At 68.2% G+C, this 23,165-nt stretch carries 20 protein-coding genes and 2 tRNA genes; 9 read left to right on the forward strand and 13 right to left on the reverse strand.

Annotated features, from left to right (window positions below; genetic code table 11):
• Positions 1-83: 83 nt before the first annotated feature.
• Genes ACY48E_RS05075 through pknB form a run of 6 tightly spaced genes read left to right on the forward strand, consistent with a single transcriptional unit; the run spans position 84 to position 8,318 of the window.
• Entirely contained in the window at positions 84-545 is a 462-nt protein-coding gene (locus tag ACY48E_RS05075) for an FHA domain-containing protein FhaB/FipA (protein ID WP_462871011.1), read from the forward strand.
• Complete coding sequence (locus ACY48E_RS05080) at positions 542-2,032, forward strand: PP2C family protein-serine/threonine phosphatase (RefSeq protein ID WP_462871014.1); 1,491 nt, start codon at positions 542-544, stop codon at positions 2,030-2,032. Before ACY48E_RS05075 ends, ACY48E_RS05080 begins: the two co-directional genes overlap by 4 nt.
• Positions 2,029-3,468, forward strand: coding sequence for an FtsW/RodA/SpoVE family cell cycle protein (locus ACY48E_RS05085; protein ID WP_462871224.1), 1,440 nt, complete (start codon positions 2,029-2,031; stop codon positions 3,466-3,468). The genes ACY48E_RS05080 and ACY48E_RS05085 overlap by 4 nt, the downstream gene beginning before the upstream one ends.
• Positions 3,465-4,952 (forward strand): peptidoglycan D,D-transpeptidase FtsI family protein, encoded by a 1,488-nt coding sequence (locus ACY48E_RS05090; protein ID WP_462871016.1) that lies wholly within the window; start codon positions 3,465-3,467, stop codon positions 4,950-4,952. Before ACY48E_RS05085 ends, ACY48E_RS05090 begins: the two co-directional genes overlap by 4 nt.
• A 4-nt stretch (positions 4,953-4,956) precedes the next feature.
• Positions 4,957-6,366 (forward strand): protein kinase domain-containing protein, encoded by a 1,410-nt coding sequence (locus ACY48E_RS05095; protein ID WP_462871018.1) that lies wholly within the window; start codon positions 4,957-4,959, stop codon positions 6,364-6,366.
• Positions 6,363-8,318 (forward strand): Stk1 family PASTA domain-containing Ser/Thr kinase, encoded by a 1,956-nt coding sequence (pknB, locus tag ACY48E_RS05100; protein WP_462871020.1) that lies wholly within the window; start codon positions 6,363-6,365, stop codon positions 8,316-8,318. The genes ACY48E_RS05095 and pknB overlap by 4 nt, the downstream gene beginning before the upstream one ends.
• An 11-nt stretch (positions 8,319-8,329) precedes the next feature.
• Here the strand turns inward: pknB and ACY48E_RS05105 are convergent, their stop codons facing one another.
• Positions 8,330-8,962 carry an aminodeoxychorismate/anthranilate synthase component II gene (locus ACY48E_RS05105; protein ID WP_462871021.1) on the reverse strand — a complete coding sequence of 211 codons (633 nt, stop codon included), beginning with the start codon at positions 8,960-8,962 and terminating at the stop codon, positions 8,330-8,332.
• Positions 8,963-9,059: 97 nt separating this feature from the next.
• Here ACY48E_RS05105 and crgA point away from each other — a divergent pair, with 97 nt between their 5' ends.
• Entirely contained in the window at positions 9,060-9,323 is a 264-nt protein-coding gene (gene crgA / locus ACY48E_RS05110; protein ID WP_462871023.1) for a cell division protein CrgA, read from the forward strand.
• A 40-nt stretch (positions 9,324-9,363) separates the two neighbouring features.
• Complete coding sequence (locus tag ACY48E_RS05115; protein ID WP_462871025.1) at positions 9,364-9,801, forward strand: PH domain-containing protein; 438 nt, start codon at positions 9,364-9,366, stop codon at positions 9,799-9,801.
• Positions 9,802-9,816: 15 nt separating this feature from the next.
• Here ACY48E_RS05115 and ACY48E_RS05120 read toward each other — a convergent pair whose 3' ends face one another.
• Together ACY48E_RS05120 and ACY48E_RS05125 are read right to left on the reverse strand one after the other, a co-directional pair.
• Positions 9,817-10,698, reverse strand: coding sequence for a rhomboid family intramembrane serine protease (locus ACY48E_RS05120; protein ID WP_462871027.1), 882 nt, complete (start codon positions 10,696-10,698; stop codon positions 9,817-9,819).
• Positions 10,695-11,231, reverse strand: a complete 537-nt coding sequence (locus ACY48E_RS05125) for a peptidylprolyl isomerase (protein WP_462871028.1) — start codon at positions 11,229-11,231, stop codon at positions 10,695-10,697. The genes ACY48E_RS05120 and ACY48E_RS05125 overlap by 4 nt, the downstream gene beginning before the upstream one ends.
• A 110-nt stretch (positions 11,232-11,341) precedes the next feature.
• Between ACY48E_RS05125 and ACY48E_RS05130 the strand changes: the two genes are divergently transcribed.
• Positions 11,342-11,878, forward strand: a complete 537-nt coding sequence (locus ACY48E_RS05130) for a hypothetical protein (RefSeq protein ID WP_462871029.1) — start codon at positions 11,342-11,344, stop codon at positions 11,876-11,878.
• A gap of 7 nt (positions 11,879-11,885) precedes the next feature.
• Here ACY48E_RS05130 and ACY48E_RS05135 read toward each other — a convergent pair whose 3' ends face one another.
• The 10 genes from ACY48E_RS05135 to gnd all read right to left on the reverse strand — a co-directional run bounded on the left by ACY48E_RS05135 (position 11,886) and on the right by gnd (position 23,162).
• Positions 11,886-13,295, reverse strand: a complete 1,410-nt coding sequence (locus tag ACY48E_RS05135) for an alpha/beta hydrolase (protein WP_462871030.1) — start codon at positions 13,293-13,295, stop codon at positions 11,886-11,888.
• Between the two features lie 110 nt (positions 13,296-13,405).
• On the reverse strand, positions 13,406-14,359 hold the full coding sequence (locus ACY48E_RS05140; protein WP_462871031.1) for a GGDEF domain-containing protein: 954 nt from the start codon (positions 14,357-14,359) through the stop codon (positions 13,406-13,408).
• Between the two features lie 87 nt (positions 14,360-14,446).
• Positions 14,447-14,519, reverse strand: a tRNA-Ala gene (locus ACY48E_RS05145).
• A 144-nt stretch (positions 14,520-14,663) separates the two neighbouring features.
• Positions 14,664-14,737 (reverse strand) — tRNA-Ile (locus ACY48E_RS05150).
• A gap of 109 nt (positions 14,738-14,846) precedes the next feature.
• A complete protein-coding gene (locus ACY48E_RS05155; RefSeq protein WP_462871032.1) occupies positions 14,847-15,596 on the reverse strand; it encodes a DUF3566 domain-containing protein in 750 nt (249 codons plus the stop codon).
• Between the two features lies 1 nt (position 15,597).
• Positions 15,598-18,120 carry a DNA gyrase subunit A gene (gyrA, locus tag ACY48E_RS05160; protein WP_462871034.1) on the reverse strand — a complete coding sequence of 841 codons (2,523 nt, stop codon included), beginning with the start codon at positions 18,118-18,120 and terminating at the stop codon, positions 15,598-15,600.
• An 85-nt stretch (positions 18,121-18,205) separates the two neighbouring features.
• Positions 18,206-20,239, reverse strand: coding sequence for a DNA topoisomerase (ATP-hydrolyzing) subunit B (gene gyrB / locus ACY48E_RS05165; RefSeq protein ID WP_462871036.1), 2,034 nt, complete (start codon positions 20,237-20,239; stop codon positions 18,206-18,208).
• A 242-nt stretch (positions 20,240-20,481) separates the two neighbouring features.
• Positions 20,482-21,030 (reverse strand): DUF721 family protein, encoded by a 549-nt coding sequence (locus ACY48E_RS05170; RefSeq protein ID WP_462871037.1) that lies wholly within the window; start codon positions 21,028-21,030, stop codon positions 20,482-20,484.
• On the reverse strand, positions 21,027-22,214 hold the full coding sequence (gene recF / locus ACY48E_RS05175; protein ID WP_462871038.1) for a DNA replication/repair protein RecF: 1,188 nt from the start codon (positions 22,212-22,214) through the stop codon (positions 21,027-21,029). Before recF ends, ACY48E_RS05170 begins: the two co-directional genes overlap by 4 nt.
• On the reverse strand, positions 22,215-23,162 hold the full coding sequence (gene gnd / locus ACY48E_RS05180) for a phosphogluconate dehydrogenase (NAD(+)-dependent, decarboxylating) (RefSeq protein ID WP_462871225.1): 948 nt from the start codon (positions 23,160-23,162) through the stop codon (positions 22,215-22,217). It abuts the gene before it with no gap.
• Positions 23,163-23,165: the final 3 nt, after the last annotated feature.

Here is a 23,165-nt window from a genome sequence, read left to right on the forward strand (position 1 = left end):
CGGACACCGGGGTCACCCTATGATTCTGCGAGTGAACGCGTCCGCGTGATCACATCCGGCGATGACAGAGGAGGTGCATCCGAATGCAGGGACTCGTTCTGCAGCTCACCCGAGCCGGGTTCCTCCTCGTTCTGTGGCTGTTCGTGTGGACCGTGCTGCGGACGTTGCGGGCGGACATCTACTCCGCGTCGGGTGTACGGCTGCCCGCCAGGTCGCGTAAGTCGGTGGTACCCGGGTCCTCGCGCAAACAGAAGGTGGCGAAGTACTTGCTGGTCACGCACGGCTCCCTGGCGGGTACCCGAATCACCCTCGGCACACAGCCGGTTCTCATGGGCCGAGCGGACGATTCCACGCTCGTCCTCACCGACGACTATGCCTCCACCCGCCACGCCCGCCTGTCCCCGCGTGGAGGCGACTGGTACGTCGAGGACCTCGGATCGACCAACGGCACCTACCTCGACCGTGCGAAGGTGACCTCCGCGGTGCGCGTCCCGCTCGGAACTCCTGTACGCGTGGGCAAGACTGTGATCGAGTTGCGCCCGTGACACTTGTCCTGCGCTACGCAGCCCGCAGCGACCGCGGCCTCGTCCGGGCGAACAACGAGGACTCGGTGTATGCCGGTGCCCGTCTACTCGCCCTTGCCGACGGGATGGGCGGTCACGCCGCCGGCGAGGTCGCCTCGCAACTGATGATCGCCGCGCTGGCACATCTCGACGACGACGAGCCCGGGGACGATCTGCTCGGCAAGCTCGAGGAGGCCACCCGAGACGGCAATGCCGCCATCGCCGAGCAGGTCGAGGAGGACCCGGAGCTCGACGGGATGGGTACCACGCTCACGGCCATGCTGTTCCACGGCAAGAAGATCGGGCTCGTGCACATCGGCGACTCGCGCGCCTACCTGCTGCGCGAGGGCGAGCTCACCCAGATCACCCGCGACGACACCTTCGTGCAGTCACTCGTCGACGAGGGCCGCATCACCCCCGAGCAGGCCCACAGTCACCCGCAGAGATCCCTGATCATGCGCGCACTGACCGGCAACGAGATCGAGCCCACCCTCACCGTGCGCGAGGCTCGCGCCGGAGACCGGTACCTGCTGTGTTCGGACGGACTGTCCGACGTGGTCAGTGCCGAGACCATCGCCGACACCCTGCGCACCGGTGAGAACGACGAGTCCGCGGACCGCCTCATCGAGTTGGCGCTGCGCAGCGGCGGCCCCGACAACGTCACGGTCGTGGTGGCCGACGTGATCGACCTCGACTACGGCCAGTCCGCGCCCATCGTGGGCGGCGCGGCGTCGTTCGACGAGGAGGACACCCCACCGCCCGACACCGCTGCCGGCAGAGCCGCGGCGATGCGACCGCCGCGCACGCCGTCCAAGCGCCCGCTCGCCGCAGCCCCCGAGCCCGTGCGGAAATCCCACAGGCTGCGCTGGACCCTCATCGGGCTGGTCGTGGTGGTACTCCTGGCCGTCGGCGCCGCCGTGGGGTACTACCTGGCGCGGACCAACTACTACGTGGTCGCCGACGGTGATCGCGTCGTGGTGATGCGCGGCCTGCCCGGCTCGGTGTTGGGCTTGTCGTTGCACGAGGTGAACCTGGTGGCGTGCGTGGACGACGAGGGGGCCTCCGCGGACACCTCCGCCCGATCGGTCGAGTTCCGAGCGCCCACGGACACCGGTACCGGGTGCCGTGTCCTGGGCATCGACGACCTGCAGCCGTCGGCGCGCGAGCAGGTGCGTGCCGGGCTACCGTCGGGCTCGGTCGACGACGCCCGGCAACAGCTCACCCGCCTGGCCTCGGGCGATCTGCTCCCGGTGTGCGAGACGGCCACCAGCACCTCGGTCACACCCACGCCGCCGCCACCGACCCCGGCGCCCGGCACGCCGCGCCCGGGTACCCCCGCAGTTCCACCGACCCCCGCGGTTACGGGCACAGCCGTCCCACCGCCGCCCGCCCCCACCACCGCTGCAGCTCCCACCACCAGCACCCCCGCACCCACACCCGGGGTGACGTGCCGGACGGGACCGAGATGAGCGCGTCGTTCCCCACCCCGGCCGGCGGCTTCGCCCCGGCACCGCCACCGACCACCCGGCGCGGCACCGAGGCGTGGCTGCTCGCCGCCGCCACCGTGATCGTGACGCTGTCGCTGGTTCTGGTCGAGGCCAGCCAGGAGCAGAAGATCACCTGGGACCTGGCCAAGTACGCGGCTGCGTTCTTCGCGCTGTACCTGCTCGCGCACCTGGCGGTGCGCCGATTCGCCACGTACGCCGACCCGCTGCTGCTGCCGATAGTCGCGCTGCTCAACGGGCTCGGCCTGGTGCTGATCCACCGTCTCGACCTCGCCGACGAGCAGTCGGCGTCGTACTTCGGGGACGCCGCTCCGTCACCGGATGCCAACCAGCAGGTGCTCTGGACCACGCTCGGGATCGCGCTGTTCGTGGCGATACTGATCGTGGTGCGCGATTACCGCACCCTCGCTCGGTACGGCTACACACTGGGTTTGGCGGGCATCGTGTTCCTGGCGCTGCCGGCGATCCTGCCGTCGTCGCTGTCGGAGGTCAACGGTTCGAAGATCTGGATTCGGTTGCCCGGGTTCAGCATTCAACCCGGCGAGTTCGCCAAGATTGCGCTGCTGATCTTCTTCGCCTCGGTTCTGGTGGCCAAGCGCGAATTGTTCGCCACCGCTGGGCGGCAGCTGCTGGGCATGGACTTTCCCCGTGCACGCGACCTCGGCCCCATCCTTCTGGCCTGGATCCTCTCGATCGGGGTCCTGGTGTTCGAGAAGGACCTCGGCACCTCGCTGCTGATCTTCAGCACCGTTCTGGTGATGATCTACGTCGCCACCGAGCGCACGTCCTGGATCGTCATCGGCGTCACGCTGCTGATGGTCGGCTTCTTCTTCGCGTACCAGTTCTTCTCGCACGTTCGCGTGCGAACCGACACCTGGCTCGATCCCTTCGCCGACTACAGCAACACCGGCTACCAGATCTCGCAGTCGCTGTTCGGTCTGGCCACCGGCGGGTTGTTCGGCACCGGGCTCGGCAGCGGGCGGCCCTCGCAGGTGCCGTTCGCCAAGACCGACTTCATCATCGCGACCATCGGTGAGGAACTCGGGTTGGTCGGCCTCGCGGCCGTGCTGATGCTGTACCTGATCTTCGTCATGCGTGGCATGCGGACCGCGCTCTCGGTGCGTGACAGCTTCGGCAAACTGCTGGCCGCCGGGCTGTCGTTCACTGTGGCGGTGCAGTTGTTCGTCGTGGTTGGCGGTGTGACCAAGCTGATCCCGCTCACCGGGCTCACCACACCGTTCCTGTCGTACGGCGGCTCGTCGCTGCTCGCGAACTACATCCTGGTGGCACTGCTGATCAAGATCAGCCACGCCACGCGCGCACCGGTCACCGCCCCGCGTAAGGCCACCCCCGCCACGCCCATCGCCGATGCCCCCACCGAGATGGTGAGGCGCGCGTGAACACACCGCTGCGCCGCGTGTCGCTCGCGATCATGGTGATGGTTCTCGCCCTGCTCGCCAACGCCACCTACGTCCAGGTGATCAAGGCCGACAGCCTGCGCACCGATCCCCGCAATTCGAGGGTCCTGCTCGACGAGTACTCACGCCAACGGGGTCAGATCTCGAGCGGTGGCCAGGTCCTCGCCGCCTCCGTGCCCACCAACGATCGCTACAAGTTCCTGCGCACCTACCCGCCCAACCCGGCGGCCCCGTCGTCGCCCCTGGCGAATGCGCCCATCACCGGCTACTACTCGATGCTCTACTCCACGAGCGGTCTCGAGCGCACCGAGGACGAACTGCTCAACGGCTCGGACAATCGCCTGTTCGGCAAGCGGATCACCGACCTGATCTCCGGTCGCGATCCGCGCGGGGGCAACGTGGTCACCACGATCGACCCGGTCATGCAGCAGGTTGCCTACGACCAACTCACCGCCAAGGGATACACCGGATCGGTGGTCGCGATCGAGCCGTCCACCGGCAACATCCTCGCGATGGCGAGCACCCCGAGTTACGACCCCAACTCCCTCTCGAGCCACGACGGGGCCGCCAGTACCGCCGCGTGGGAGGCGCTGCAGTCCGACTCGAACAACCCACTGCTCAACCGCGCGATCTCGGCGACCTACCCACCCGGCTCGACGTTCAAGGTGGTGGTCACCGCGGCGGCACTGGCAGCCGGGTCCACTCCCGACGACCAGCTGACCGCAGCGCCCAACATCACCCTGCCGGGAACCTCGACCACCCTGGAGAACTACGGCGGCCAGGCCTGCGGCGGGGCTCCGACGGCGAGCCTGCGCGAGGCGTTCGCACGCTCGTGCAACACGGCCTTCGTGGAGTTGGGGATCAAAGCCGGCGCCGACGCCGTCAAGTCCACAGCATCGGCGTTCGGAATCGGAGCGGATCCGGGCGGTATCCCGATGCAGGTTGCCGGGAGCACCGTCGGTCCCATCCCCGACGACGCCGCCCTCGGTCAGAGCAGCATCGGGCAACGCGACGTCGCCCTGACGCCGCTGCAGAACGCGGAGATCGCGGCCACCATCGCCAACGCGGGTGTGCGGATGGCGCCGCACCTGGTGGCCTCGGTGCAGGGCCCCGATCTGTCCACGCTCGACACCACGGCGCCGCAGTCGCTCGGGCAGGCGGTCTCGCCGTCGGTCGCCTCGACGCTGACATCGCTGATGATCGGCGCCGAGGCCGACACCGCCGGCTCGGGAAGCATTCCCGGTGTCACCATCGCCTCGAAGACCGGCACCGCCGAGCACGGCACCGACCCGCGCAACACACCCCCGCACGCGTGGTACATCGCGTTCGCGCCGGCTCAGGCACCGAAGATCGCTATCGCCGTCATCGTCGAGAACGGTGGCGACCGCGCCCTGGCCGCCACCGGCGGGTCGGTGGCAGCCCCCGTCGCACGCGCTGTCCTGGCAGCCGGACTGCAGGGACGGTGAGCAGGTGAGCAGCGGAATCGGCGGATCGAACTCCGGTGGGCTCGGCAACGGCGCCGTGCTCGCCGGTCGGTACCGTCTGCAGCGGCTGATCGCCACCGGCGGCATGGGTCAGGTGTGGGAGGCCACCGACAACCGCCTCGATCGCCGCGTGGCCGTCAAGGTTCTCAAGCCCGAGTTCTCCGACGATCCGGAGTTCCTCGAACGCTTCCGCGCCGAGGCTCGCACCACGGCCCTGCTCAACCACCCGGGCATCGCGGGGATCTACGACTACGGTGAGGTGCGCGACCGAGCGGGCCAATCACTGGCGTTCCTGGTGATGGAACTGGTGATCGGCGAGCCGCTCAACGCCGTGCTCGCACGGATGGGCCGGTTGCCGCTGGTCCATTCGCTGGACATGCTCGAGCAGACCGGTCGCGCGTTGCAAGCGGCCCACAGCGCCGGGATCGTCCACCGCGACGTCAAGCCCGGCAACATCATGATCACTCCGACCGGACAGGTGAAGATCACCGACTTCGGGATCGCGAAGGCGGTCGACGCGTCACCCGTCACCCGCACCGGAATGGTGATGGGCACCGCCCAGTACATCGCCCCCGAACAGGCGCTGGGGCAGGACGCCACGTCGGCGTCGGATGTGTACTCCCTCGGCGTGGTGGGGTACGAGGCGATCGCCGGCTACCGCCCGTTCCTCGGCGACGGCGCTCTGACCGTCGCCATGAAGCATGTACGCGACGCGCCCCCACCGTTGCCGAACGACCTGCCGCCGAACGTGCAGGAGCTCATTTCCATCGCGATGACCAAGGACCCCGCAGCGCGTTATCACAACGGTGGTGAGTTCGCCGACGCCGTGGCCGCGGTGGCGTCGGGGCGTCGACCTCCGCTGCCCGGTAACGTGGGCCCCGGCGCCGCACCTGCGGCGTCGAGTACCCGGATGCTCTCGACCGCCGCCGGCGGATACGGCGCCGGTTACGCGTCCGCGTCGCCCGCACACACCGGGACCGAGCGTGACGAGCCCGCGCGGGCGGGTCTGACGTCGGGGCAGAGAGCTCTCGCGTGGGGCGCGGGGGTGCTGCTGTTGCTGGCGGTCATCGGAGGGGCAATTCTGTACGTGAGAACCAGCGGTGATTCGGGCTCGACGCCCCCGGCGCCGACCGCGGTGGTCACCCCACCGCCGGCTCCCACCACCACCACTCGCACCACGACCCGCACCACCACGGCACCGCCGACGACGACGGTGCCCACCACGACAACGACGACCACCACGACAACGACGACCACGACCACCACCACGACGCAGCCCCCGACCCCGACCACCACCCAGCCCACGACCACCACCACCACGAGCGGGGGCGGCTTCATCTTCCCGACACTGGACAACCCGTTCAATCTTCGAAACTCCCCGGGGGGCCGGCCATGACGACACCTCGCGAACTCTCCTCGCGCTACGAACTCGGCGAGATCCTGGGTTTCGGTGGCATGTCCGAGGTTCACCTCGCGCGCGACGTTCGACTGAGCCGGGAAGTGGCCATCAAGGTGCTGAGGCAGGACTTGGCGCGCGATCCCACGTTCTATCTGCGGTTTCGCCGCGAGGCCCAGAACGCCGCGGCCCTGAACCACCCGGCCATCGTGGCGGTGTACGACACCGGTGAAGCGGAGACGGACGCGGGACCGCTGCCGTACATCGTCATGGAGTACGTCGATGGCGACACCCTGCGCGACATCGTGCGCAACGAGGGTCCGATGGCACCCAAGCGGGCCATGGAGGTCATCGCCGACGTGTGTGCGGCGCTGGACTTCAGCCACCGTCACGGCATCGTCCACCGCGACGTCAAACCCGCCAACATCATGATCAACCGTGCGGGCGCGGTGAAGGTGATGGACTTCGGCATCGCTCGCGCCATCGCCGACAGCTCGAGCCCGATGACGCAGACGGCCGCGGTGATCGGCACCGCGCAGTACCTCTCGCCCGAGCAGGCGCGCGGCGAGCAGGTCGATGCTCGATCGGACGTGTACTCGCTCGGATGCGTGCTCTTCGAGATCCTCACCGGGCAGCCGCCCTTCACGGGTGACTCACCGGTCGCGGTGGCCTATCAGCACGTGCGGGAGGACCCGCCGCTGCCGTCGGCGGTCAACCCCGACGTGCCCGCCGAACTCGACGCCGTGATCCTGCGCGCCATGAGCAAGAACCCGGCCAACCGCTATCAGACCGCCGCGGACATGCGCGCCGACCTCGTCCGTGTGTTGGGCGGGCAGCGCCCGAGCGCGCCCATGGTGCTCAGCGAAGCCGACCGCACCAGCCTCATCGGCGCGGCCGCGACCACCACCGTCACACGCAAGCCCGACCCTCCCCGTCCGGAGTATCGGCCGGTCGTCGCACCGGCTCGCGAAGCCCCCACCCGGGCGGCTCGACGGCATGCCGCTCAGGAGCGCAAGGGTGGCTCACGCCGCGGACTGCGCACCGCGCTGCTCGCGCTGGCCACGCTGGTGGTGGTCGGCATCGTCGGCGCCTTCCTGTACGCGCTGGGCCCCGGCGCCGCTCCCAAACAGGTCACGTTGCCCAACGTGGCGGGACAATCGATCTCCGAGGCGCAGTCCGCGTTGAGCGGCCTCGGCGTCTCCGTCGACGTCCGACAGTCCGCCAACGCCACCATCCCCGTCGGCATGGCCGTGCGGACCCAACCCACTGCGGGCACCGCCGTCGAACCGGGGTCGACCGTGGTCCTCGAGGTCTCCAGCGGCCCCGAGAAGGTGGCGATACCCAACGTCGTCGGCATGTCACAGCAGGACGCGACCACCGCGCTGACCACGGCCGGCTTCACCGTCTCGCCGACAGTGGCCCGCGCACCCTCCGCGCGGGAGGACAAGGACAAGGTGGTCTCGGTCGATCCCACCGTCGGCACCTCGGCGGCCCAGGGATCCAGCGTCGAGATCACCCTCGGCGCCGGTCCCGAACAGGTGCGCGTGCCCGATGTCACCGGTCAGTCCCTCGCCGTGGCGCAGGGCAACCTCACCGGCGCCGGGTTCCAGGTCAAGGTCGAGCAGATCGATTCCCCGCTCACCAACGGCGCCGTGGTCAACACCGACCCGGCCGGCGGCAGTCAGGCCGGTAAGGGCGACACCATCACCGTTCGGGTGTCCAACGGCAGTCAGTTCGCCATGCCGCCTCTGGTCGGCTTGACCCCGGTGCAGGCGGTGGACGTGCTGCGGGCCGCAGGATGGACCGGGACAGCGACCGACCTCGTTCAGGTGACGGTGCCCTCGCTGGATCCGACGACCTCCGGGAAGATCATCGATCAGAGGGTGCCGCAGGGAGCGGCCACCCCGCGCACCGGGCCGATCGAGATCAGCGTGAGCAAGTTCGGCGTCTAGAGCAGACGACGCTAGACCGACACCGCCGATTCCAGGCGTTCGATCAGCCGCGGGTCCGTGGCCTGGCCGCACACTGCGAGCCAGTTGGCGAGCATGCGGTGACCTCCCACGGTCATCACAGACTCGGGGTGGAACTGCACGCCGTGGATGGGCAGGGTTCGATGGCGCATCGCCATGACGATGCCGCTCTCGGTGCGCGCGATCACCTCGATCTCGGGTGGGATGGTGCTCTCGCGCACGGTCAACGAGTGGTATCGCGTGGCGCGGAACGGGTCCGGCAGGCCGACCAGCACCCCCACCCCGTCGTGACGGACCATGCTGGTCTTGCCGTGCAGCAGCTCCGGTGCACGCTCGACGGTGGCGCCGAACACGGCCCCGATCGCCTGGTGCCCCAGACACACGCCGAGCAGCGGAGTTCGCGCCGTCGCGCACGCGGTCACCATCGGCATCGTCACGCCGCCGCTCTCCGGCGTGCCGGGGCCGGGACTGAGCAGCACACCGTCGTACCGGGTGGCCACGGCGTCCACATCGAGCACTGCGGGGTCGTCGTTGCGCAGCACGTCCACCTCGGTGCCCAGTTGTCCGAGATACTGGACGAGGTTGTAGACGAAGCTGTCGTAGTTGTCGACGACCAGGATCCGCATGCTGACAGGGTAGTGCCGCAGCTACTCGAGCTAGCGTGGTGGTCCAGTAGGGCTCCAGCACGTAAGGCCGGAGCGGAACACGCACTCGAAGGACGTCATGCCGAAGTCGAAGGTTCGCAAGAAGACCGACTACACCCTGAACCCCGTGTCGCGCACCCCCGTGAAGATCAAGGCCGCGCCGTCGAGCACGATCTACCTGACGGTGATGTTCGGGATGATGCTCGCCGGCCTGATCTACCTGGTGGTCTACTACCTCGCGCAGGACAAGATCTCGTGGCTCGGTGACCTCGGCCCCTGGAACCTGCTGATCGGGTTCGGGTTCCTGGTGGTCGGGCTCGTGATGACCATGCGGTGGCGCTGACTTACACCGGTGTTATTCATGCACAGTGTGGACAACCCCTGTGGATGAGTCCCCCCGACTCGCCTGGGCCACCCCGCTACCTGCGGTGATCGCGCTCGGCGTGGGCGCCGCGGTGCTGCTCGGAGCGGCGGTCCTGGGAGGGTCCGATTCGGCGGGTCGCGTGCTGATCGGGCTCGCCGGCCTGGCCGCCGCCGCACTCGCCGGGATCGCCGCGCGGGCCAGACCTCGCCTCGCCGTCGACGGCGACGTGCTGGTGATCGGCTCACTGCGGGGGCCGCAGCGCTACAGGCGCAGCGACATCGACCGCATTCGCCTGGTGCCCTACGCCCGGCTGGGCCGCCGCACCCCGATGGTCGAGATCGATGTGACCGTCGACGAGGTCGAGAAGCTCATCGTCCTCGGGCGGTGGGATCTCGGCGCCGATCCTCGCGACGTGTTCGACGCTCTCAGCGTGCACGGGTTCGTCCCGCAACGCTGAGCCGGGCGCCGCCGGTCAGGACGCCAGCGCGGCGGCCCGCAGGACGATCACCACGACGGCCGCGACCGCGACGGCCGCGACGGCAAACCACCCGACGACGCGGGCATTTCGCGCGTTCGATCCCGGCGCGTACAGCAGTCCGGCGGTGGCGACGGCACCCGCGGCGAGACCACCGAGGTGCCCCCACAATGAGATCCCCGGCAGTGTGATGCTGATGACCACGTTGATGCCGATCACGGCCAACACCTGCGACGGGTTGCGGCGCAGCTTGAGCAGGATCACCGCCTCGGCACCCATGAGCCCGAACACCGCACCGGACGCACCGGCGGTGGCACCTCCGTCCTGCAGTGCCATCACCGCCGCCGACCCGCCGAGCAACGACACGAGGTAGATGCTCAGATACCTCGCACGGCCCAGTACGAACTCGCAGTCGCGCCCGACCACGTACAGCGCGTACATGTTCAGGGCCAGGTGCAGGGGTCCGAAGTGCAGGAACCCGCTACCGATGATGCGCACGAACTCGCCGTCGGCCACCCCCGCCGGGATCAGTGCCCACGCACGGAAGAGCTCGCTGCGCTGGTTCTGCAGGAGCGACCCCGCCTGCGCGGCGGTGATGGCGAAGAACACCACGTTCAGCGCGATCAGCGAGAACGTGACCACCGGGGTGCTCGGGCCGGTGGGCAGCGGCGCGCCCGCGACGCCACGGGCGACGGGCGCGGCGGCGGCGGCGCGCGCCACGCAGTCCACGCAGTGCTGACCCACCGCCGCAGACCGCAGGCACTGCGGGCAGGCGGGCAACCCACAGCGAGTACACGAGAGGTAGGTTGCCCGGTCGCGGTGACGGACGCAGACGGGTGGCGGCGCGGCCGGAGCCGCACCCCATCCCGGCGCGGTCACGCGATGGTGATCGAGTTGATCACCACGTCCTCGACAGGGCGGTCCCCACGAGCGGTGGGCGTGGAACCGATCGCGTCCACGACCTTCTGCGACGCGGGGTCGACCACCTCACCGAAGATCGTGTGGCGGCGGTTCAGATGCGGCGTGGGTCCGACGGTGATGAAGAACTGCGATCCGTTGGTGCCGGGGCCGGCATTGGCCATGGCCAGCAGGTACGGCCGGTCGAAGGTGAGCTCGGGGTGGAACTCGTCACCGAACTTGTAGCCCGGCCCGCCGGTGCCGGTGCCGGTGGGATCGCCGCCCTGGAGCATGAACCCGGCGATGACGCGGTGGAAGATCGCGCCGTCGTAGAAGGGCCCGCTGTCGGTACCGGAGGCGTTCTTGGTGGAGTAGTCCTTGGTGCCCTGCGCCAGGCCGACGAAGTTCTCGACAGTCTTCGGAGCGTGGTTGCCGAAGAGCGCGATCGCGATGTCGCCCTTGTTGGTGTGCAGGGTCGCGGTGGTGGTTGCCAGAGGTGAGGTCACGAGCACCATCGTGCCACGACGACCTGTGGGCCCGACCGGGATCCCGCCGGGCGGTCTCGCCCCTGCGCCGCTGCCGGTGTCGCCACCGTTGCACGGCCCGGTTACCTAGAGTGGTCGGCATGACCACGCCAGTGAATGAGAAGAAGCCGTCCGCTGCCCGGAGCATCCTCGGTGTCGCGGCGAGCACGGCGCCCGCCCTGACCAAGGGACCGGGATGGGCGGCGTTCGTGGCCGCCCGTAAATCGCTTCAGGCTCTCCGAGCACGGAACGCTCCCGCTGCGCCTGCATCCACAGGGCCTGCACTGTCCGCGCTCGCACCGACAGCGCCCGCAGGACCGGCGCGGGTGAGCGAGGTGGTCGCCACCGCAGCACACGATGTGGCCGAGAACGTCACCAGCGCCGCCCACACCGTCGCCGACAACGTCACCAGCGCAGCCCACAACGTCGCCGAGACCGTCAAGGGCCGGCGCCTGGCGCGTCCGCTGATCGTGCTGGGCGTACTGGCTGCGGGTGTGGCGGGCGCAGTTCTGTTCCGCAACCTGCGGGGGCGCGAGGTGCCGCCCATCGCCGACACTCCCCCGACCCTCGTCACCACACCCAAGCCTCCAGCCGCCGAGCCCACCGCACCCAAGCCCGCCGGCGACTCCGACGCGTAGGGCGCGGTCAGAAGATCGCGGTGAGGGTGGCGCGCAGAACGTCACCGAGGTCCGGGCCGCCGGATCGCGGCACCGTCGGGGTTCCGGCGATCACGGCGGCCACGTTGGCAGCGCTGGTGGTCCCCGGCGTGAGGTAATCGCTGTGGCCGGACGAATCCTGCGCGGACAGCTGCTCCACCGGTGGCCCCGCGGGGGGCGTGAGCGACGGATCGCCGCCGAACCAGCCCAGATCCGCCACCGGATCGGTTGCCGCCTCGAGCACCGAGACATGGTCTGCGTTCATCGCCGGTGTCAGCCATCCCCACGGATCGACCAGCCCCGGGAGCCCCACCCCCGGTGAGCCCATGGTGATCAGATCGTCCACGTGCGCTCCGAGTTCGAGGGCGTGCGCGGCGGTCAGTGAGCCGTAGGAGTGGCCGATCAGGGTCACCGACTCCGCCGGGATACTGTCGAGGAGTCCGACGAGCTCGGCGCCGCCCTGGTGCGCGGGCACGTCACTGGCCACCGACCGCGACGGGTCGAGTAGATCCCATCCCAGTTGCGGCGCGTCGTAGCCCATCCACACCACACCGGCCACCTCGTCGCCGCTGAGATCGGCGGCCGCGGTGATCACATCCGCGAACTCCGCGTCCATGCCGGCGAGGTCCCCGTGGACACTGCTGCTCAAGCCGGGGACCAGCAGCGCCACGCGATCTGCCGTATCGATGTTCCCGGTCGCGACCGCCGCATGAGTCGCCCGTCCGGCGCTGTTGTCGAACTCGATCAAGTGCCGGTCGCCGCGAGCGACTACCGCTTCGAGAGTGTCGATGTCGGCCAGCCGGGCGAGGGTCTGCTCCAGACCCGCGTCGGCGTTGCTGAACGTGCCTCCGAAGATGTTGGCGTCCAATTCGTGTCGTAGTCGCTCGGCTTCGGCCCGTAGCCGCACGCGTTCGGTGTCGAGGGCGCGGCGGTTGGCGGTATCACGCACCGCGGCGGGGATCCCGTCGACATTGCCCAGCTCCTCCGGGTGGGTGTCGAGCATCCGAGCCCGCTCGGCATCGGAGGCGCACTCCCACCACGCGAGGGTCTGCTCCGCCGAGGTGTCGCTCACGTGCACCCGCGCTATCCGGGCAGCGAGCATCTCGTCGAAACCCAGCCACTGCACCAGCGCTGCGCCGGGAAGGCCCAGAGCTGCCGCACAGTCGACGGCGACGGCCTCGGGTGCCGCGGCGAGCAGCACCGCGGCCAGCTCGTCCAACTCGTGCGCCAGAGCGCGGTAGCGCGCACGCAGCCGGGTCGTTCGATCGGCTGCGGCATCGGCCGCGGACCCCCACCAGTCCTCGGGCGCGGCGATCGCCGCGCTCAGACGGTCCAACTCGGACGCCGTCGACCCCAGCAGCTCACCCAGCTCGATCAGCACGGCGGCATCGGTTGCCATGCGTCATCACCCCCTGCCGTCAGTGAATCACCGCTGCGCCGTTCCGCGGGGAAAGTTGTCCACAGGCGCACGGGGGCGGCGCATGGACCGAAGGAGGTGGCCGGGGCCGATCAGGTGCGGGCGTGACCGGATTTACCCGGCCGGGCACGTTTGGCGCGGTACAGCTCGGCGTCGGCGGCGCGGTACAGCTCGGCCCACCGCCGCACGGTCGGCATGCACACCAGACCCACACTCCACTCCGCGGGATGCGATTCACGCAGTTCACGGAGCAGGTCCGCGGCGTCGTCCTCCCGCGTCCCGGGCATGAACAACACGAACTCGTCGCCACCGAGCCGACCGAGCACGTCGCCGCGTCGCAGCTTGCCCCGCCACGCGGTGGCGACGCGGCTGAGCAGCACATCGCCGGCAATGTGGCCGTACTTGTCGTTGATCGTCTTGAAGTTGTCGAGGTCGAGTACCGCCATGCTCACCGGCAACCCGCGCGAGGCGAACACCGGCAGAACCTTCTCCACCTGCTCCTCGAGTCCTTGGCGGTTCAGCAGCCCGGTCAGGGGGTCGTGGGTGGCGGAGAAGCGCACCTGGCGGGTGAAGGCGCCGATGGTTTCGGTCGAACCCACCACGCCCAGCGCGGTGAGGATGTAGACCACCCAGGGCGGCTCGTACGGGGAGAGGACCGACGCACCCACCGCGGCGGCTGTCAGCGCCGTCGCCCACAGCCAGCCGGCTCGCTCGCTCCAGTAGGCACCGATCTGCATCGCCAGGAACATCGCGGCCTGAATACACAGCAGGTAGGGCACGAACCCGTCGTTGGTGTGGAATGCCAGTGCGATGGCGATGATCGCAGCAGCGGTGACCACCCCGAGAACACGACGGGGAAGAGGCCGTGGCGCGATCAGCAGCCCCGCCGCGGCGACCACGCCGATGGCCGATGCGGACAGCATGGTCCAGGCGGACGGGCTACCCGAGACGAAGAGAGCGACGGCACCGGCGAGGAAGAGTCCCGACGTGATGGCGAGGTATCCGATCATGGCAGTCGCCGCCCCACCGAATCTGCCGTTGTTCACCTCACCAGTATCGGGGACACTCGTGAAAATGTGTGACGGCGGGTCCGCCGACATCGATCGGCGGGGAGCACAGAACGGACCTGCGAGTGGAGCCTAGGAGATTCGAACTCCTGACATCTGCCTTGCAAAGGCAGCGCTCTACCAACTGAGCTAAGGCCCCGAGTCTTCCGGTAGCCGATGCCATGTCGATTCCTGCGCGCGGGCGAACCGCACGATGAGAGCGACGACAACCACTACCGCGGCGGCGGCCGGGAGACGGAACATCGGTGGCTGAGTTCCTCTCCGCGGTCGACGGGTACCGCTGTGGGCCTAGGAGGACTTGAACCTCCGACCTCTTCCTTATCAGGGAAGCGCTCTAACCGCCTGAGCTATAGGCCCGTACCGGATCGCACCCGTTCGGTGGGGCGAGCCGAGGCACGAGATTACCGCACCGGTCCGGCGATGACCAAAACGCTCGGGGACGCCCCCGCGCCCACCCGACCAGCGGTCAGTCGCGATCGGCGAGGGTCACCTCGAGGCCTCCGACGAGGTCGGAGCACAGGTTGTATATGAAGGCCCCGATGGTCGCGATGGCCGTGAAGAGCACCACGTTGATCACGCCGATACCTGCGGCGTATCCGAACACCTGACCGGCAGAGACCAGACCGCCGTCACCGGAATTGGCGACGATGTCGGTGAAGGCACCGTTGAGACGGTCCCACACACCCATGCCGTCCAGAACCGCGTACAGCAGCCCGACCGCGACCAGCCATACGAAGAACAGCGCAACGGAGATCACCAGCGAGAGCTTGAACGTCGACCAGGGGTCGATGCGGCGCAGCTGAACCGTGGCGCGCAGCGGCCCGCTCGCGGGAGCCGGCACCACCACCGGAGCGGCCACCGCGGCCGCCCGATCGACCACATCGGCGTCCACTCCGGGGTGGCGGACGGTCGACAGGTCGGGCATGTCGGTCGGCAGGTCGTTGCGGGCGATGTTGCGGGTGGGTCCGTCGATCACCGCGGCGCGGGTCTTGGCCTCCTCACGACTGGCGGCCCGCACCCTCTCGTCGGCACCGGCCGGTGGCACGTACATCGTCGATCGACCCGACCGCTGCGCAAGGTTGGTCTGCGGTTGGTTCTGCGGTGCCGGCGCGCTCGGCCCCGAGCGCGGCCCGCGGGGGGCGTCCTTCCACGGCGGGGTCCCCCCACCCGGCTGGGCATCGGGCCGACCATCGGCCGGCGGATTGGGAGAGCTCACGTCAGGACCCCTTCGCTGCAGTGGAACCGTCGCCGGCGGGTACGTCCGGCTCGTCGGCATTACGTGCGATCGCGAGCAGGGTGTCGCCATCGCCGAGGTTCATCAACCGCACGCCCTTGGTCTGGCGCCCCGCCTTGCGAACCTGTTTCGCGGCGGTGCGGATCACGCCCCCGCTCGAGGTGATCGCGTACAGCTCGTCGTCGTCATCGACGATGAGCGCACCGACAAGGGTGCCACGTCGCGGGTCGAATTGGATGGTCAGGACTCCCTTACCACCGCGCCCCTGAGGGGTGTACTCCTCCATGGCGGTGCGCTTGGAGTACCCACCCGACGTCGCGACCAGCAAGAACGTGCCTTCGCGGACCACGTTCAGCGAGAGCAGCTCGTCCTCGCCGTTGAACCTCATCCCCTGCACACCCGAGGTGGCCCGGCCCATGGGCCGCAACACCTCGTCGGTGGCGGAGAAGCGGATGGACTGGCCCTTGGCCGAGACCAGCAGCAGATCGTCGTCGGCCGTGCAGAGGACGGCGCCGACCAGCTCGTCCTCACCACGCAGGTTGATGGCGACGATGCCGCCCGAACGGTTGGAGTCGAAATCCTCGAGCTTGGACTTCTTCACCAATCCGCTCTTGGTGGCCAAGACCAGGTACGGGGCGTCCTGGTAGGTCTGGATCTGGATGATCTGGGCGATGCGCTCGTCCGGCTGGAAGGCCAGCAGGTTCGCCACGTGTTGCCCACGGGCGGTACGGCTGGCCTCGGGCAGCTCGTAGGCCTTCGCCCGGTACACCCGGCCCTTGGTGGTGAAGAACAGGATCCAGTCGTGGGTCGAGCACACGAAGAACTTGCTCACGATGTCGTCCTGCTTGAGCCCGGCACCCTGCACACCCTTGCCGCCGCGCTTCTGCGAGCGGTACAGGTCGGTCTTGGTGCGCTTGGCATACCCGGTCTCGGTGATGGTGACCACCACCGGCTCACGCGCGATGAGGTCCTCGTCGGTGACATCACCGTCGGAGGCGATGATGCGGGTCCGCCGATCGTCGCCGTGCTTGTCGACGATCTCCTTCAACTCGTCGCGCACGATGGCGCGCTGACGTTCCTCCCGCGCGAGGATGTCCTGCAGGTCGGCGATCTCGAGTTCGATCGCGGCCAACTCGTCGATGATCTTCTGACGCTCGAGGGCCGCGAGGCGACGCAGCTGCATGGCCAGGATCGCGTCGGCCTGCACGTCGTCGATGTCGAGCAGGTCGATCAGGCCCGCCTTGGCCACCTCGACGTCCGCCGAACGACGGATCAGCGCGATGACCTCGTCGAGCGCGTCGAGCGCCTTGACCAGTCCGCGCAGAATGTGGGCGCGCTCCTCGGCCTTGCGCAGTCGGTACCGCGTCCGGCGGACGATGACATCGAGCTGGTGGTCGACGTAGAGCCGAATCATCTGGTCCAGGCGCAGGGTGCGCGGCACCCCGTCGACGATGGAGAGCATGTTCACGCCGAAGCTGGTCTGCAGCTGACTGTGCTTGTAGAGGTTGTTGAGCACCACCTTCGCCACCGCGTCGCGGCGCAGTTTGATCACGATGCGCATGCCGACGCGATCCGAGGACTGATCCTCGATATCGGAGATGCCGGCGATCTTGCCGTCCTTGAGCTGCTCGGCGATCGAGGCGATCATGTTGTCCGGGTTGACCTGGTAGGGCAGCTCGGTTACCACGATCTGGGTGCCGCCGCGCTCGCCCTCCTCGATGTCGACGACGCCGCGCATGCGCACCGACCCGCGGCCGGTGGTGTACGCGTCCTCGATGCCCCCGCTGCCCACGATCAGTCCGCTGGTGGGGAAATCCGGGCCCTTCACCCGCTCCATACATGCGGCGAGGGTGTCCTCTTCGCTGGCCTCGAAGTTCTCGAGGCACCAGTAGACGGCCTCGGCCAACTCGCGCAGGTTGTGCGGGGGAACGTTGGTGGCCATACCGACGGCGATACCGCCGGAGCCGTTGGCGAGCAGGTTCGGGAAACGGCTGGGCAGCACCGTCGGTTCCTGGGTGCGGCCGTCGTAGTTCGGCGCGAAATCGACTGTCTCCTCGCCGATGTCGGCAAGCAGCTCCATCGCCAGCGGGGTGAGCCGGCACTCGGTGTAGCGCATCGCGGCAGCGCCGTCGTTTCCGCGCGAGCCGAAGTTGCCCTGCCCGTCCACCAGCGGGTAGCGCAACGACCACGGCTGCGCCATGCGAACCAGGGTGTCGTAGATCGAGGTGTCACCGTGCGGGTGATAGTTGCCCATGGTCTCGGCGACCGGTCGAGCGGACTTGACGTACCCGCGATCGGGTCGATAGCCGTTGTCGTACATGGCATAGAGCACGCGGCGGTGCACGGGCTTGAGCCCGTCGCGAACCTCGGGCAGAGCGCGCCCGACGATCACGCTCATGGCGTAGTCGATGTAGCTGCTCTGCATCTCCTGCTGGATGTCGACCGGCTCGATGCGGTCGGACGCGGGTCCGTCTCCGCCGGCGGGCGGAAGCGTGGTGTCGGTCATCTACGCGAATCTCTCTCTACAGCAGGACAATTGGTTTGAGTTCACCTGGTTTGTGATCACCGCTCGTGCCCGGCACGGCGTCGGCTCACACGTCGAGGAAACGGACATCCTTGGCGTTGCGCGTGATGAAGCTGCGGCGAGCCTCCACGTCCTCGCCCATCAAGATGGAGAACAACTCGTCGGCCGCCGCGGCGTCGTCGAGAGTCACCTGACGCAGCACCCGCACGCTCGGATCCATCGTGGTCTCCCACAATTCCTTGGCGTTCATCTCGCCGAGACCCTTGTAGCGCTGAATGCCGTCGTCCTTGTTGATCTTCTTGCCGGCGGCGATACCAGCCTCGATCAGGCCGTCGCGTTCACGGTCGGAGTATGCGAACTCCGGCTCCGCGCCGCGCTGCCACTTGAGCTTGTACAGCGGCGGCATGGCCAGGTACACGTAGCCGTGCTCGATGAGCGGGCGCATGAACCGGAACAGCAAGGTCAGCAGCAGTGTCGAGATGTGCTGGCCGTCGACATCGGCGTCGGCCATGAGCACGATCTTGTGGTACCGCAGCTTGGAGATGTCGAACTCGTCGTGAATGCCGGTACCGAACGCGGTGATGATCGACTGCACCTCGGTGTTCTTCAGGACGCGGTCGATGCGCGCCTTCTCGACGTTGATGATCTTGCCGCGCAACGGAAGGATCGCCTGGTACATCGAATCGCGGCCGGACTTGGCGGAACCACCGGCCGAGTCACCCTCGACGATGTAGATCTCGGACTTGCTCGGATCGTTCGACCGGCAGTCCGCCAACTTGCCCGGCAGACCCCCGATTTCCGTTGCGGTCTTGCGCCGCACCAGATCTCGCGCGCGACGAGCGGCGGTGCGAGCCAGCATCGACGAGACGGCCTTGCCGATGATGAGTTTGGCCTCGGCGGGATTGGCCTCGAACCAGTGCGCGAGGTGCTCGTTGCACGCCTTCTGCACGAACGACTTGACCTCGGTGTTGCCCAGCTTTGTCTTGGTCTGTCCTTCGAACTGCGGCTCGCCCACCCGCACGCTGACGATGGCAGCGAGCCCCTCGCGAATGTCGTCGCCGCTGAGTTCGCCGTCCTTCTCCTTCACCAACTTCTTGTCCTTGGCGTACTTCTTGACCACGGTGGTCAGGGCCGTTCGAAACCCTTCCTCGTGGGTGCCGCCCTCGTGGGTGTTGATGGTGTTGGCGAAGGTGTGCACCGATTCCGCGTAGGTGCTGTTCCACTGCATCGCCACTTCGAGTTCGTGGCCGGTTCCCTTGGCGGTGAACGCCAGCACCGACGGGTGGATCGGGGTCTTCGACGGGCTCTTGTTGATGTAGCGGACGTAGTCCTCGAGTCCACCGGGGTAGTGGTAGGTGCGGGTCTTCACGCGTGGCGGCGTGTCGGTCGCGGCATCGTCGGCGCTCTTGGGCGCGGTCGCGACATCCGATTCAGCCGCCTCGTCGGCTGCTCGCTCGACATCGCTGGCCCGCTCGTCGGTGAGCACGATGGTCAGTCCCTTGTTCAGGAACGCCATCTCCTGCAACCGCCGTGCGACGGTCTCGAAGTTATAGACCGTCTTCTCGAAGATCGTGGGGTCGGCCCAGAAGGTGATCGAGGTACCGGTTCGCTTGGTGGGTTCGCCCTTGATCAGCGGACCCGGTTCGGCGAGCGTGTACGTCTGCGACCAGTGGTAGCCGTCGTTGTCGATCTCGGCCTCGAGCCTGGTCGAGAGGGCGTTGACCACCGAGATACCAACGCCGTGCAGGCCGCCGGAGACGGCGTACGAATCGGAGTCGAACTTGCCGCCGGCGTGCAGCTGGGTCATGACCACCTCGATGGTCGGGATTCCCGAGGCGTGCATGCCGACAGGAATGCCGCGCCCGTCGTCGACCACCCGCACTCCGCCGTCGGCGAGCAGGGTCACCGACACCGTCGTGGCGTGTCCGGCCATCGCCTCGTCGACCGAGTTGTCGACCACCTCCCAGATGAGATGGTGCAGCCCGCGCTCACCGGTGGAGCCGATGTACATGCCGGGACGTTTGCGTACCGCTTCCAGTCCTTCGAGGACGGTGATCGACGACGCGTTGTAGTCGTTCTTGCCAGACTTCTGGGCAGCCACGATGTCGTGGTTCTCCTTTTCGATTCGGCCTCACTCGACGAGCGGTCCCCTACCCCGCCATACTACCGGTACGCGGGGTGCACACGTGCACGTTGACACCCCGAACTGGTGCCTGATTGCCTCGCACAGCGACTTTCGCGACTGTTTCCGAGTGCGGGCGTGGGTAGAGGTGGCTTCTCGGTTCACATGGCGCGTCATGACCCAGCGGCCCGACACACCGACGACCCGATCGTGCGAGAGGTTCAGCCGTACGTGTCGCGCGGGCCACGACCGGCGATGTGCCGCTCGCCCTTGCGCCAACTCGGCGCCTGCGGCCCGGTGATGCGCACCGACGTCACCACACCGTTGCCGACGGCCGCCGCGATCTTGGCGATGATGGTCGACTGGACCAACCGCAGCTGCGTGGCCCAAGCGGTCGATTCGGCGCTGATGTGCAGAACTCCGTCGGTGAGGGCGGTCGGATGGGCGTGCGCGGCGATGTCGGCACCGACGACACTGTCCCAGCGCCCGAGGACGGTGCCCTCGACGACCTTGTCCGACCAGTGACGAGTCCTGACCATCCGCGCAGTGAGTGAACCGAGACTCTGCGGGTCACGATCGTCCGGGCCGGACCCCGACCAGCGCCGCCGTGTGCCGCGAACCGGCGAGGATCGACCTTGCCCGACGGCCTGACCCCTTGCTTTCGCGGCCGCGCGCGCCTGCTCGAGGCTTCTGCGGGCGAGGTCGTATCCCCTCAGCTCCGGCTCGGCAGGAGCCGGCTCGGACCCGGGCTGTTCGGTCATGTCGCTCATGTAATCAGTTCCGACCGACGTCGACCAGCACCGAGTTCGTGTGCCCGTACACCGAAGCGGTGGGCGACCAAGGCAGCAGGGACGTCGTCGGCCACCGCCGCCGTGATCAGAACTTGCTCGGCGCCCAGGGCCACCTGCGCCAACGCTTCCCGGCGGGCGCGGTCGAGTTCGGCGAAGACGTCGTCGAGAATCAGCACCGGGTCGGTGTCCTCGGCGCGCAGCAACACGAAGGACCCCAGCCGGAGCGAGAGTGCCAGGGACCATGATTCACCATGGCTGGCAAAGCCTTTGGCCGGTTCCGCACCGAGCATCAGATCGAGATCGTCGCGATGTGGACCGGCCAGCGACACCCCCCGCTCGAGCTCACGGTCACGCACCTGCGACAGCCGCACCAGAAAACTCGCTTCCAGCACCTCCACGTCGTCGGGCTCCGGTTCGCGAGTGGGATCGGCGAACTCCACCGGCAGGCAGTCCCCGAGACTGCACCGATAGAAGACCGAAACCGCCCTGGACGCCGGCGCGATCTGCGCGTACGCCGCAGCCACGTGGGGCGCGAGCGCGTGGACCGTACGGATACGTTCGGCGAGCAACTGTGCACCGATCGACGCCAGTTGCGCATCCCAGGCATCGAGGGTCGCCAGGACCGACGCCGAACCGGACCCCCGGCGCAGCGCAGCACCCGCGGTCTTCAGCAGAGCCGACCGCTGCCGGAGCACCTTGTCGTAGTCCGCGCGCACCGCGGCCAGGCGCGGTCGACGCAGGGTGGCCAGCTCGTCGAGGAACTTGCGTCTCTCACCCGGATCGCCGCGGACCAGCGCAAGGTCCTCGGGTGCGAACGTCACGGTGGTCAGAATTCCCAGGATGTCCGCCGGCCGACGAGTGGCGGCGCCGTTGATGCTCGCCCGATTCGCCCTACCCGAGTTCACCGTGACGTCCACGCTCAGTTCGCGTCCACGGTTGATCACGGTCGCGCCGACGTGTGCACTGTCGGTCTCGCTGCGAATCAGCGGCGCGTCACTCGAGACCCGATGCGACGACAGTGTCGCCAGGTACCCGACGGCCTCGACGATGTTGGTCTTGCCGTGTCCGTTGGGACCTTCGAACACGGTGACACCGGACTCGAGTTCGACGGTGAGCTCTTCCCACGATCGGAAGTTCCGCAACGTGGCACGGCGTACGAACACTCAGGAACCGGGCTCCGCGGTGCGTACGACGGCGTGGCCGCCGAACTGGTTGCGCAGTGCCGACACCGCCTTCATCGCCGGCGAGTCGGACTGACGGGAGGCGAACCGGGCGAACAGCGCGGCCGAGATCACCGGCGCGGGGACCGAATGCCGAATAGCCTCCTCCACCGTCCAGCGCCCCTCACCGGAATCTTGCGTGTACCCGGAGATCGCCGCGAAATCCGGATCCTCCTGCAGCGCCTTCACCAGCAGATCGAGCAACCAGGACCGCACCACCGTGCCCTTGGTCCACGCGCGGACGACTCCGGTGACGTCGGTGATGAGGTCCTCGGCGGCGAGGAGTTCGTATCCCTCGGCATAGGCGTGCATCAACCCGTATTCGATTCCGTTGTGCACCATCTTCGCGTAGTGACCGGCGCCGACCGGGCCGGCGTGGACGAATCCGTCGGCGAGCTCACCGGGTGGGCGCAGCGCATCGAAGATCTCCATCGCGCGCGTGACGTCCTCGTCGGATCCGCCCACCATGAGCCCGTAGCCGTTCTCGAGGCCCCACACACCTCCGGATACACCCGCATCGATATACCCGATTCCCTTGTCGGCCAACAGATCACGATTAGGACCGTCGTCGGTGAAGCGTGAGTTGCCGCCGTCGATCACCAGATCACCCGGCGAGAGAACGTCCGCGAGTGCTGCCACGGTGGAGCGGGTCACCTCACCCGACGGCACCATCACCCACACGATCCGCGGACCGGCCAGGGCCTGCGCGAGAGCCTCCAGGGACGGCACATCGGTGACCTCGGGTCGCGGGTCGTAGCCGATCACCTCGATGCCGGAGCGGCGAAGGCGCTCGCGCATGTTGAAGCCCATCTTGCCCAGGCCGATCAACCCGAGTTGCATATCGACAGTCCTTCGCATTCGGTGGCGTCTACGAGCGGTGGCGGCTACCAGCGC

The sequence above is a fragment of the Rhodococcus sp. AZ1 genome, from assembly GCF_054979605.1.